Annotated in this window: 12 protein-coding genes; 6 read left to right on the top strand and 6 right to left on the bottom strand. The window is 67.6% G+C overall.

Annotated elements, in window-relative coordinates:
* Window positions 1-170: 170 nt before the first annotated feature.
* A complete protein-coding gene (locus tag ACFYO1_RS00925) occupies window positions 171-1259 on the top strand; it encodes a fatty acid desaturase family protein (protein WP_387225866.1) in 1089 nt (362 codons plus the stop codon).
* Window positions 1260-1264: 5 nt separating this feature from the next.
* Here ACFYO1_RS00925 and ACFYO1_RS00920 read toward each other — a convergent pair whose 3' ends face one another.
* Window positions 1265-1843: a TetR/AcrR family transcriptional regulator gene (locus ACFYO1_RS00920; RefSeq protein WP_387225864.1), complete on the bottom strand. Its 579-nt coding sequence runs from the start codon at window positions 1841-1843 to the stop codon at window positions 1265-1267.
* 49 nt (window positions 1844-1892) lie between these two features.
* On the opposite strand from ACFYO1_RS00920, the gene ACFYO1_RS00915 reads away from it, so the two are divergent.
* Entirely contained in the window at window positions 1893-2747 is an 855-nt protein-coding gene (locus tag ACFYO1_RS00915) for a phytanoyl-CoA dioxygenase family protein (RefSeq protein WP_387225862.1), read from the top strand.
* A gap of 13 nt (window positions 2748-2760) precedes the next feature.
* Here ACFYO1_RS00915 and ACFYO1_RS00910 read toward each other — a convergent pair whose 3' ends face one another.
* The 3 genes from ACFYO1_RS00910 to ACFYO1_RS00900 all read right to left on the bottom strand — a co-directional run bounded on the left by ACFYO1_RS00910 (window position 2761) and on the right by ACFYO1_RS00900 (window position 4730).
* Window positions 2761-3609 carry an alpha/beta fold hydrolase gene (locus ACFYO1_RS00910; protein ID WP_387225860.1) on the bottom strand — a complete coding sequence of 283 codons (849 nt, stop codon included), beginning with the start codon at window positions 3607-3609 and terminating at the stop codon, window positions 2761-2763.
* A 52-nt stretch (window positions 3610-3661) separates the two neighbouring features.
* Window positions 3662-4351: a MerR family transcriptional regulator gene (locus ACFYO1_RS00905; RefSeq protein WP_387225858.1), complete on the bottom strand. Its 690-nt coding sequence runs from the start codon at window positions 4349-4351 to the stop codon at window positions 3662-3664.
* Window positions 4352-4469: 118 nt separating this feature from the next.
* Window positions 4470-4730, bottom strand: a complete 261-nt coding sequence (locus ACFYO1_RS00900; RefSeq protein ID WP_387225857.1) for a hypothetical protein — start codon at window positions 4728-4730, stop codon at window positions 4470-4472.
* Between the two features lie 407 nt (window positions 4731-5137).
* Here ACFYO1_RS00900 and ACFYO1_RS00895 point away from each other — a divergent pair, with 407 nt between their 5' ends.
* Together ACFYO1_RS00895 and ACFYO1_RS00890 are read left to right on the top strand one after the other, a co-directional pair.
* Window positions 5138-5635 carry a DUF4254 domain-containing protein gene (locus ACFYO1_RS00895; RefSeq protein WP_387225855.1) on the top strand — a complete coding sequence of 166 codons (498 nt, stop codon included), beginning with the start codon at window positions 5138-5140 and terminating at the stop codon, window positions 5633-5635.
* Between the two features lie 521 nt (window positions 5636-6156).
* The gene (locus ACFYO1_RS00890; protein WP_387225854.1) at window positions 6157-7419 is read left to right on the top strand and encodes a PucR family transcriptional regulator; all 1263 of its coding nucleotides are present in this window, start codon (window positions 6157-6159) and stop codon (window positions 7417-7419) included.
* Between the two features lie 10 nt (window positions 7420-7429).
* On the opposite strand, the gene ACFYO1_RS00885 is transcribed toward ACFYO1_RS00890, so the two are convergent.
* Window positions 7430-8293: an alpha/beta fold hydrolase gene (locus ACFYO1_RS00885; RefSeq protein ID WP_387225853.1), complete on the bottom strand. Its 864-nt coding sequence runs from the start codon at window positions 8291-8293 to the stop codon at window positions 7430-7432.
* Between the two features lie 439 nt (window positions 8294-8732).
* Between ACFYO1_RS00885 and ACFYO1_RS00880 the strand changes: the two genes are divergently transcribed.
* A complete protein-coding gene (locus ACFYO1_RS00880; protein ID WP_387225850.1) occupies window positions 8733-10169 on the top strand; it encodes a lipase family protein in 1437 nt (478 codons plus the stop codon).
* Window positions 10170-10221: 52 nt separating this feature from the next.
* Entirely contained in the window at window positions 10222-11142 is a 921-nt protein-coding gene (locus ACFYO1_RS00875) for a DMT family transporter (protein ID WP_387225849.1), read from the top strand.
* Here the strand turns inward: ACFYO1_RS00875 and ACFYO1_RS00870 are convergent.
* The gene (locus ACFYO1_RS00870; RefSeq protein ID WP_387225847.1) at window positions 11117-11956 is read right to left on the bottom strand and encodes a DUF72 domain-containing protein; all 840 of its coding nucleotides are present in this window, start codon (window positions 11954-11956) and stop codon (window positions 11117-11119) included. The two genes, ACFYO1_RS00875 and ACFYO1_RS00870, sit on opposite strands and share 26 nt — an antisense overlap.
* Window positions 11957-12028: the final 72 nt, after the last annotated feature.

Raw genomic sequence — 12028 nt, 5'->3', positions numbered from 1 at the left:
GGCCTTCAGTGATCCGGATTCGTCCTGGATCATCCGACGCTCGGGCGGGCTCCCTGAAATCACTCCGGGGTCCTATTCCAGGTCATACCAAGGGATTACCCGCGACGAGAAATCAGCCGATAGCTTCGATCCGGTCAGTGCCCGGCGTGCGGACTGACGGAAGGACAGCTATGACGACATCGGCTTTGGCCCCGGAGTCAGCCCCGCGCCCGGCGCGGCGCGACGGCGATTATGCCCGCCTGTTGCGCCGAATCTCCGCCGCCGGGCTGATGGATCGGCGGCCGATCTACTACGCCGTCCGGCTCAGCCTCGTCGGACTCGCGTTCGCGAGCGGCTGGGCCGCGTTCGTCCTGGTCGGCGACTCGTGGTGGACGCTGCTGGTCGCGGCGTTCCTGGCGGTGACATTCGCTCAGGTCGCGCTGGTCATGCACGACGTCGCGCACCGCCAGGTCTTCCGGTCGCGCGGGACGACCGAGATCGTGGGCCGGATCGTCGGCAACGCCGGCATCGGCCTGGCCTATGGCTGGTGGCAGGACAAGCACACCCGGCATCACGCCAATCCGAACCACGAGGAACTCGACCCCGATGTCGCGCCGGACGTTCTGGTCTGGTCGCAACGGCAGGCGCGGGCCAGCCGTGGCCTGCCCCGGCTCCTCGGCCGCGCACAGGCGTTCCTGTTCTTTCCGCTCCTGCTGCTCGAGGGTGTGAACCTGCATGTAGCCGGCGTGCGTGCGCTCAGAAATCGATCGGTCAAGCGCCGGGTCCTGGAGGGCGTGCTGCTGTTCGCCCACTTCGCCGGCTATCTGGCGGTGCCGTTCGCGGTCCTGTCCGCCGACAAGGCCGTCGCGTTCCTCGCCGTGCACCAGGCGTTGTTCGGGCTGTACATGGGCTGCATCTTCGCCCCGAACCACAAGGGCATGCCGACCCTGACCGGCGACGATCGCCCCGATTACCTGCGCAGACAGGTGCTGACCTCGCGCAATGTCCGTGGCGGTGCTTTGACCGACCTCGCGCTCGGCGGGCTGAACTATCAGATCGAACATCACCTGTTCCCGAGCATGCCGACACCGAACCTGCGGCACGCCCAGGTGATCGTCCGCGACTACTGCGCCGAGATCGGTGTGCCCTATCACGAGACCGGTCTGGTCGCCTCCTACGCCGAGGCGCTGAAGCACCTGCATCACGTCGGCGCGCCCCTGCGCACCGGCGAACCTTCGTCATCGAGCGAATCTTCGCCTCTCGCAAAGGCTCCCGAGTAGAGCGGTCAAGCGAGTCCGAGCGCGGCGGCGGTGGGACGCCAGAGGCGGTCGGCGGCTCGGTCCGGAGTCGGGAGCGGGGTGATGCGGAGTTGCTGGGCGATGCCGTAGCGGAGACCGCCGATGACGAAAGCGCCTGCGCTGTCGGGGTCTACGTCGGCAGGGAGTTCGCCGTGCGCTTGGCCGCGGCGGATGTTGCCGGCGGCGTTGTCGCTCATGGTCCGGATGTAAACGGCTTCCAGCTCGGTGAGCTGCGGGTCGAGGGCGGTGCGGTCGAGCAGGACGGAAGCCAGGGGGTCGGCGAAGTGATAGGCGACGAAGCGGCGGGTGCGTTCGTGTTCGCGGGTGGCCCAGTCGGCGTCTGCGGGCAGGTGGGCGTCGGCGATGGCGTGCCGGAGCCCTTCGTAGAAGCCGTCGTAAATCGCCGCCAGCAGACCGCTTTTGGAGCCGAAGTGGTGATAGAGCGCGCCGGTGCTCAGACCGGCGCGCCGAGTGAGCGCTACGAGCTCCAGCACGCCGTTGCCGCGGACCAGTTCGTCGCGGGCGGCGTCGAGAAGTTGTTGACGTCCGATCGGTGCGCGTGCCACAGTCGTAGCATAACCGAACTCAGTTATGTTCCGATCTCGAGGAGCCGCCATGAGCACCGAAGTGTCATCGTTGATGGACCTGGGTGGCGATCTGGCCGGCACCTACCGCCGGACCGCGAGCAGCGGCGCGACCATCGACCCGACGGTCAGCGCGGCCGATCTGGCCGCGGTCCAGCGCGACGGATACGTGATCCTGCCCGACCTGCTCACCCCGCGAGAACTCGACGAGATTCGCGAAGCCGTTGCGCCGCTACTGGATCGGCGCGGCCGCAACGATTTCGAGGGACACACCACGCAGCGCGTCTACAGCGTGCTGAACAAGACCCGCGCCTGCGACCGGATCGCCGACCATTCACGCGTGCTGGCCTTGCTGGATCGGCTGTTCCTGCCGAACTACCTGCTGTCGATGTTGCAGATAATCAACATCCTGCCCGGCGAACAGGCCCAGATGCTGCACACCGACGACGGCTTCTATCCGCTACCCCGGCCGCGGGCCGCCCTCGGCGCCGCGACGATCTGGGCGATCGATGACTTCACCGCCGAGAACGGCGCGACCGACATCATTCCGGGCAGCCACCTGTGGGGTCATCGCCGGCCCGAGGCGGCCGAGCGGGAACCCGTGGTGATGAAAGCCGGCTCGTGCGTCTTCTTCCTCGGCACGCTCTGGCACGGCGGCGGCGCCAACCGCTCGACGAATCCGCGCCTGGCCGCCACCGCCCAATACTGCGAGCCGTGGCTGCGCCCGCAGGAGGCGTTCACCCTGTCGATCACCCGGGACACCGTCCGCACGGTGTCGGAGGACATCCGCCGCATGCTCGGCTACAGCATCCATCCGCCGTTCATCGGCCAGGTCGACGGCATGCACCCCAAGCGACTGCTGGAACCCGGCGCTCAACCCTGGTGAGGATCGGCTCGGCCTATTCGCGCACCGGCTCGTGCCGATGTGCCCACTCGATGATGGTGTCGGCGACGAGGTCCGGGTTGTCCCACATCGGCACGTGACCGACGCCGGGCAGCAGGCGGAATTCGGCACCCGGAATTTCCCGGCGGTACCGGGTCGCGCAGGTCGCCGCCGGGACGAAGCGATCGTGTTCGGCCCAGGCCAGGAGCACCGGGATCTCGATCCGATCGAGGTCGGCGGGCAGACAGTCCGCGTCGGTCCGGATCACCGGCAGCAGAACGTCCAGCATGGTGAATTCGGCTGCTCCCCTGGTGAATTCGAGAGCTTCACGGACCGACATCCGGTCCCCGTGCAGCATCGCCTCCCGGAAGGCGATGCGTCGGGCGGCAGCGCTGCGCAGCACGAAAGATGCTGCCCGGTAAGACCTTCGGGCCCGCGGGACCAGCACCGCGAACTTGTGCCCTGTCCGCGCCCCCTCGGCCGAGCCGGGTTCCCAGCCGAAGGCCGGGGAGAGCGCGACGACGCTGTGCACCCGGCCGCGTTTGGCCAATTCGAGGGCGAGCGCTCCGCCGTAGGAGTTGCCGGCCGCGTGCGCCGTGTCCACGCCGAGATCGTCGAGTTGACGTTCGAGGGCGTCGGCCGCGGTGGCGATCGTGGCGCGCACGTCGACCGGAAAGGCCGGGCCGCCGACGTGACCGGCGAGGGTGGGGGCGATCACCTCGAACGCGGTGGTCAGCTTCGGCAGCACCGGCCGCCAGTGGTGCCAGGTCCCGGTGCCACCGTGCAGCAGCAACAACGGTTGCCCGGTTCCGCCGCGAAAGAGGGCCGCGGTCTCGTGCACGTCTGCATTCGCCATTGATTGCATACAGGCAATGTTACATCTGATTGATGCAATGGATAGTCTGCGCGTCTAATCGCTAGTCGAGGTTCAGCTGGTAGGCCTCCGCGATGACCTGCTGCGCGGCGATCCGGAAGATCGCCAGCACCGACTGCCCGGCCAGCGCGGAGACCCGCTCGATCGATTCCTCCCGGTCGGCCGACAGCTCTCCGGCCTCGAGATGCTGCTGGAACATGCGCAGAAAGTCGGCCGCGATCGAGGTGCAATGCGCGTAGATGGACTCGGTCAGCTCGACCACCTCGGCCAGTGGAACACCGAGGTTGGCCAGCTCGGTCGCGGCCTGATAGAGCCGTGGCGAGCGCACCTCCCAGCGTCCGTCGGGGAGGATCCGGACGTGACCGAAGTCCGCGATCCGTTGCAGCAGCTCCGGGGTGACCTGGTCGCCCCACAGCTCGTTTATCTCCGCCGCTTCGGCGATGATCGGCGCTTCCGGACCGAACGGGTTGGCGGTCGCACCGGCCAGGGCCAGCAGGTGCTCGGCGCGCCCGGTCGGCATCCGCCCGAGGAGTTCGCCGATCTCGTCCAGCGAGAGCCCGGAATCCTGAAGCGACCGGATGGTGCCGAGACGCTGTTCGTGCTCACTGCCGTAATAGGCGGTGCGGCCACGCATCTCGGGAGCGGGCAGCAGGCCGCGGGTCTGATGTGCCCGGACGTTGCGAACAGTCATGCCGACCCGCCGGGCCAGCTCATCGATGGTCAATTCCGGCACCGACGAATCATCCCATAGCGGCTATGTAACACCGGCCCGGCGCAACGGTCCGACGCTCCGACGGCGTCAGCTCCGGTTTTCCACGTCCATCAGCAATCCGAAATGCCCTGCCGAATGGTCACAGGAGGGCGGTCGACTTGCCCTTACCCTTTCCCTTGCCGCCCTTCCCGTTTGCCCCTTTACCCTTGCCCTTCCCAGCACCGCCCTTCCCGTCGCCCGCTTTGCCTTGATCTGCCCCGGCGTCGGATTCCGTTGCGGCAGAGGGTTCCCCGGAAGACGCCTGATTCGAAGCGAACTGCGGCACCGGCTGGTGCGCCGGGCCGGCCGCAGCCGGGCCTGCGGCCAGTACGAGCGAGGTGGTCGCGGCGAGCAGAGTCATCGCGAAGCCGGCCGTGGTCCTTCCCCGGCGGCGACCTCGGACGTCACGTCATGGATTGCGGAGGCATAACCAAAGAGGCCAAACCGCGCACGGAATGACCCGAATTCGGCTTCCGGAGGACCGCTCGATGACCGAAACTTGAAGGTGCATCCGGCTCCGGGCGCTTCGCTCCCTTATCTCGGGTACGCGCAGAACGACCGGTCTACCCAGAGGAATATGGCTGGTCGCCGGGGCCGGATGCACCTCGACCGTCGCCAGGGAAGGCCCACCTTGCCCACGCAGCTGGACAAACGAGAGCTGGGGGACGCGCGATCGTGCGCGCGAACCAGAACACCGAGCCTCCTCAGTGAGGCACGAGCCGGTCGCATTTGCCAGAAGCACGCGCCGGGTCGCGCCGATCACCTCTCGTGACCGTGCAGACCGCGGACGGACCCAGGGCCCGGGCCATATCGATCGACGGCGGCGCCCGGCGCCCGCTCCTGCCGGACTGGCATGAGCTATCGGCCGCACTCCGCTTGCACACCGGCGACCGTCCGGGCGACCACCTGGTCATCCAGCTGGCCAGGGCGCTCGCGCAGTTGCACCACACGCGCCGCGCGCAACCGGATCGACTGGCCGAAATCGACTGCCGCCGTGCCGAAGTCGTCGCCGTGATCGACGACTGGGTGGCCAAGCAGGTGCCGCCCCGGCGCACCGCGGACCACCCGCCCGAGTCGCTCGGCGGCACCGTCGACCGCATGGCCGCCGCCCAGATTCTGGCCGATCATTTGCTGATGACCGCCGAGAATGTGCCGGAACAGCGGGTGCACGCGGCCTGGTCCCGGCTCGCCGCGCTCGCCATCACCTGGACCGATCTCGCGCACGACATCGAGTCCCGCCGACCGCGTTCGATCGACCGCCGCTGAATCCGCCGCCCTCAGGTGATCGTCGGAATGGTCCAGAGGTAAGCCGATATCGGGGGCAGTTCCGTCGTATCGACAAGGGGGTCGACACGGAGTAGGCCGAGGAATTCTTCCAACGACGTATACCGCGCCAAAATGTCCTCCAACAAGCGGCGCGCGGCGTCCTCCGGTTTCATGACCGGGTTATGCCCACGGGTCCGATAAACAAACCGGTCCATAGTTTTCGCGATCCGTTCATTACGGCCCTCCAGGAGTTGGGTCAGTGCCGATCGGACTCATTGAATTGCCGTTCCACCGGTCGGCGGAACGTGTTCAGATTACCTATCCGGCATGCGTCCAGCCGCATTCCAGCGGTGTGCGTCGCGAACTTTTCAGACCGGGAATTTCACCCATGGACCCCACCGGTCGGCGATCGCCACCGGCGCCTCGGCCGAAGCCGAACCGGGCGGCGGTACTTGACATCTCGTCGCGCCGAAAGGACGAATGCGCCGCGCCCGGAGAGCTCGGGCAGCACAATGTGGGCTATGACGGCCTTGGATCAGGAGGCCCTCGACTGGCTGGTCCAGTTCGGGGCGCAGGCGCGCAGCGACGAGCAGACCGAGCAACTGGTCGACCTGGTCGACGGCAAGATCAACGAGGTCAACGCACAACTGCCCGGCGACGCCGAACTCGCCGAGATGCTGCACGCCGCGACCCGCTCGCACTGGCGCAGCTTCCTGGCCATGGTGAGCCGGGAGGTGTTCGAGGTGCATCCGCCCGCGGAGGTGCTCGCGCTCTCGCGCACGGTCGCCCGGCGCGGCTTCGGCATCGACGTGGTGATGCGGACCTATCGGGTCGGGCAGGCCATGCTCTGGCAGTTCATCACCGATTTCCTGAACAAGGCGATCGAGGACGACCAGCTGCGCAGCGCGGTGCTGCTGCTGTTCTGGGATCGGGTGCTCGAATGGACCGACACCTGCGTGGAGGCCTCGGTCGCGGTCTACACCGACGAGCGTGAGCAGTGGCAGCGCGGCGCGCTGGCCCGGCGGTTCGGGCTGGCCGGCTCGCTGCTGCGCGGCGACGCGATCGACATCGACCACGCCGAGACCCAGCTCGGTCACTCGCTGCGGCGCTACCAGACCGCGATCGTGCTGTGGGCCGACGACTCCTCGGCCACCTCGGACCCGGTGCGCACGCTGGAGAAGTTCGGCAACGACATCGCCGCGCTGCTCGACGCGCCGCGCCCGCTCATGCTCTCCTCCGGTGTGCGCGGCATGTGGGCCTGGATCGCCACGTCGCACGTGCCGGATCTGGCGGCGCTGCCCGCCGTCGGTCAACCGGGGCTGCACGCCGCCATCGGTTCGTCGGCGCCGGATATCGCCGGGTTCCGGCAGAGTCATCGCGAGGCCATCGCCGCGCAACGCGTCGCCATCGAAACCGACCACGCCGCGACGGTGATCCGTTATGCGGACGTCGAATTGGTCTGCCTCACCACCGGGGACGGCAGCGTCGAAGCGATGCGGGTCATGGCGGCAAGGGAATTGGGCGCATTGACGAGCGCCGACGAAACCACCGCCCGTTTGCGCGAAACTCTGCTCGCCTATCTGGCCGGCGGGCGCAATGTCCCCGCCACCGCGCAGCAATTGAACGTGCACCCCAACACGGTTCGCTATCGCATCAACCAATCCGAGGAATTGCTCGGGCATTCCATCGAGGAACGCGCGACCTATATCGAATTGGCGTTGCGCTGCGCGCACACCTACGGCGACAAAATCCTTACTCCGCAGCCGGATCGGGCGATCGCCTGAGGGTCGCGCATCAGCCGATTTCCGCCAGGAAGCTCTGCACCAGCGCGGTGACGACGCCCGGTTGCTCCAGAACGCAACAGTGGCCCGCATTCTCGATCACCTCGAAACGCGCCCCGGGAATCAGCTCGGTGAGCCGCCACGCGTCCGCGATCGGGGTGACCCGGTCGTCGATGCCGACCGCGACCAGGGTCGGTGCGGTGATCGCGGCGATCTCCGGATCGGCCGGTGCACGGCCGATCGCGCCGCGGATCGCCTTGCGGCTGCCCGCGCTGTCGATCCGATCGAGCCGCTCGGCCCATTCAGCGATGGTGTCCGCGGCGGCGGGGTCGGTCAGGAACGCGGGCCCGAACAGCAGCCTCGCCACCTGGCCGCGCACCAGGTCGACGCCGAAAAGGCGTACCGCCCAGGTCAAGCCGAAAAGGCGTACCGCCCAGGTCAATCGGGTGTATCTGCCGATCGCGCTCCGGTCCTGCGGGCCGGCGCTGGTGGACAGCAGGGTCAGCGACCGGACCAGTTCGCCGTGCCGGGCGGCGACCCGTTGCCCGATGAAGCCGCCCATGCCGATGCCGACCCAGTGCACCGGCGCGAGGCGCAGCGCGCGGATCAGCCCGACCGCGTCGGTGGTCAGCGTGTCCATGTCGTAGCCGTCCCTGGTCGGCTGGGTGCCGCCCTGGCCGCGCCAGTCGATGCCGACGCAGCGGTAGTGCTCGCGCAGCACCTCGATCTGCGCGCGGAACATCCAACTGCCGAACAGCAGGCTGTGCGCGAAAACGATGACGGGACTGCCGGATCGGCCGTTCGGGTCGCCCGTGTCGGTGTAGCCGATCGGTACGCCGTTCACGACGATCGTCCGGATGATCGTGGAGAGCATCATCGAGCGGGCGGGACGCAGGTGCGGGCACTGGCGAGCGTGGGCAAAGAGGCTCCTCGGGAGGGACATCCACCGAAATCCGGGACAACGCTGCTGTCAGCCTGGCAGCCGCAGGGGTGGCGGCGCTTGGCTCAGCCACCAACGCTGCGACCGCGAGTTGGTACCGAGCACAAGCTGGAGCCGCTACGACATTCCCGATATACCGCCCGAACCGTCGAGATGTTTGTGCAATATGCACAGTCGAGATCCGGAGAAATTAGTATTTTGCCTCTGGCTTCGCATCTGGTTCTAGCATTTGCTGTTACTTAGCCTTACAGACATTCTGGTGGGTTAAGCACGGCGTGCCGCACGCGAGCACGCGGTCGTGGACGGAATACTTTCTGCGCCCGACAGATCCGTTTCCCGGATCTCATCAGCACCGCTCACCAGCGAAAGAAGTTCAATGGACACCGTCTCCCCCGGAAATCTCGGGCGATTCCGCACTGCGGTATTCATCGCCCTGATCGCTGCTGCCATTCAGGTAGCTGTCGGAATACCGGCAATTGCGTCACCGTCCGAAACACCGGCTGCGGAGCAAGTTCCAGTACAACCGCCGCTGCCGTTTCCCATTCCACCGGCGCCGCCGGAACTCGATCCGGGATTCTATGCACCGCCCGCGGACTTGGTCGCCTCGAAGCAGCCGGGCGAAATCATCGCGGCCCGCGCCGTGCATCTGGCGTTCTACTCGGTCATCCCGTTCAACATCGACGCCTGGCAGCTGTCGTTCCGCTCCACCAACACCAGGGGCGAGCCGATCGCCGCGGTCACCACGCTGATGAAGCCGCGCGGCGACAACGCGGGCGCGCCCCGCCCGCTGCTGTCATACCAGTTCCCACAGGACTCGAACGCGCAGTACTGCGCGGCATCCTATGTGCTGCAACAGGCTTCGGTGCCGGGCAATATCACCGGCCAGTTCGACATCCCGTTCGAGTTCGTGCTGCCGCTGACCGCGCTCGGCGCGGGCTGGGCGGTGGCGATGCCGGACCACGAGGGGCCGGACTCGGCCTTCGCCGCGGGTCCGCTCGGCGCGCGGATCACGCTCGACGGCATCCGGGCGGCGGAGAACTTCGAGCCGATGGGGCTCACCCCGCAGACCAAGGTGGGCCTGGCCGGATACTCCGGCGGCGCGATCACCACCGGGCACACCGCGGAACTGGCCGGGTCCTACGCGCCGGAGTTGAATATCGTCGGCGCGTCCGAGGGCGGCGTCCCCGCCGACATCAAGGCCATGTATCAGCTGGCAAGCGGCAATCTCGGTTCCGGCCTGATCTTTTCGGGTCTGCTCGGCGTCGCGCGGGAGTACCCGGAGCTGGCCGCGTACAACGAGCAGCACATGAAACCGATCGGCAAGGCGTTGACCCCGATCAAGAACTCGCTGTGCCTCTATTCGGCCGCGCTGCTGCCGTTCATGAACCTGACCGACGGCATGTACGACTCCCCCGACCCGCTCAACGACCCGGTGCCGAGCAAGGTGTTCGACGCGCTGCGGATGGGGCATTCGGTGCCGAAGATGCCGATGTTCATCTTCAATTCCAACCCCGACTGGATCGCTCCGGTCGGCCCGGTGAACACCCTGGTCGACGAGTACTGCCGCGACCCGAACGCCCAGGTGCATTACACCCGTGACCATTTCAGCGAACACATCACGCTGGAGATCGACAGCATCGCCCGCGTGCTGCTCTGGATGAAGGAACGATTCGACGGCGTCCCCGCCGAACCGGGCTGCTCCATCCACGACGAGGGATCGATGGCACTGGACCCCGCGAGCTGGCCACTCTGGCTGCAAGGAGCTGGCACCCTCCTGGCAGGACTGCTGCAACAGCCCATCGGCAGCCGATAGGCCGCTCGATAGTCCGTCGCGCTCCCGGGTCGGACCGTGCCACAGTCATGGGATGACCGAGCAGCGGACGGCGGCACCCGTCGTCGCGCCGGATGCACCCGCCGGCGCGACGATCGCCATTGCCGTTGGCGCGCTGATGGTTTCGACGTCGGGCGTGTTCATAGCGTTGGCCGGCGCACCGACCGAGGTGTCGACGTTCTATCGCTGCGCGCTGGTGTTGCCGGTGCTCGCGGTGTTCGCCTGGCTGGAGAGCCGCCGCAATGGGCTCATGGACGCGCGGGAATGGGGGTTCGCGCTGCTGTGCGGTGCGTTCTTCGCCGCCGACATGTTCTGGTGGGGCGCGGCGGTTCTCGAAGCGGGCGCGGGACTCACCACGGTGCTGGTGAACGTTCAGGTGGTGGTCGTTCCGCTGATCGCCTTTCTGATCGATCGCGAACGACCAAGTAGGCGTGTGTTTTTCGCGCTGCCGATCATGATCTGCGGATTGACCGCGGCCAGCGGAGTCCTCCAGCAGGGCAGCACCGGCCCGGAACCCAGGACGGGCGCGGCGCACGCCATCATGGCCGGCATCTGCTATTCCGGGTTCCTGTTCCTGTTGCGGCGCAGCGGAAAACAGGGCCGCAACCTGCAAACCTACGCCGTCTCGATCGCCGTCCCCGCCGTGTCCGCACTCGCCTGGGCGCTGATCCAAGGGTTCCCGTCGACGCTGCGCATCGACGGCCCGGCCCTCGGCTGGATCGCGCTCACCGCGCTCACCAATGGGGCGATCGGCTGGCTGCTCGTCGCCCGGTATTCGCCACTGGTGCCCAGCGCGGTCGGCGCCGGACTGCTCCTGCTGACGCCGGTCGGTTCGCTGCTACTGGGCGCGCTGGTCCTCGGCGAGCGTCCCGCGCCGCTCCAAATCATCGGCTGCGCGGTGATTCTCGCGGTCGCCTACGGGGCCTCGGTCAGAAAAGGGTCATCGGTTCGATAGGTGCGGGCTCGGGCAGCGGTGTCAGTTCGGGCACCTCGGCGGCCACCTCCGCGTGGAAGCGGCGCGCGAGGGTGACGGCCTGGGCGTTGTCCGGGGTGTGGATGAAGACGGTGGGTGAGCGGCCTTCGCGCAGCCAGTCGGCGACCGTGCCGATCCACGGCTGCCAGCCCTCGACGGTGCGCTCGGTGGAGTCGCGGCCGTGGTACCGGACGATCGGGTACTCGGTCAGCGCGCGTGTGCGGCGCGGCACGCGCGGCTTCTTCGAATATGCCTCCTGCTCGGCGGTGGTGACCGGCAGTCCGTCGAAAAGCACTGTGGTGTCGAAGGGTATCCATTCGGCGCCGGCGCGGCCGAGCACGCTCTCCAATTGTCTTGCGGCCCGTTCGTTCTCGAAGAAGGCGGGATGGCGGACCTCGACGGCCGAGCGGTAGTAGGGCGGGAGCCGCCGCAGAAAGAGGGCGAGCGCGCCGAGATCGTTCGGCCCGAACGAACCGGGCAACTGCACCCACAACGCGTGCGTGCGCGGGCCGAGCGGCTCGATCGCCGACAGGAACGCCCGCATCTCGTCGTCGACACCGGTCAGCCTGCGTTCGTGGGTGATCGACTTGTGCAGCTTCACCACGAACCGGAAGTCCGCCGCGGTCTGCCCGGCCCACGACTCGGCCGTGCGCCGCGCCGGTATCGCGTAGAAGGTGGTGTTGCCCTCGACGGCATTGCACCGCTCGGCATAGGCCGCCAGCCGATCCCCCGACGCCGGTTGCCATTCCTGCCATGCCGCGTGCGTCCACATCGCACAGCCCACGTGAAGCCGCATACCGCGACGTTAGTACAGCGGGCCGACACGCTTCGCGGGTCGGGCCGACACGCTTCGCGGGTGTGGGAGCCG

The sequence above is a fragment of the Nocardia sp. NPDC006044 genome, assembly GCF_042871115.1.
Classification (GTDB): domain Bacteria; phylum Actinomycetota; class Actinomycetes; order Mycobacteriales; family Mycobacteriaceae; genus Nocardia.
The sequence above is the reverse complement of the archived record's forward strand: the minus strand, read 5'-3'. Positions and strand labels throughout refer to the sequence as shown.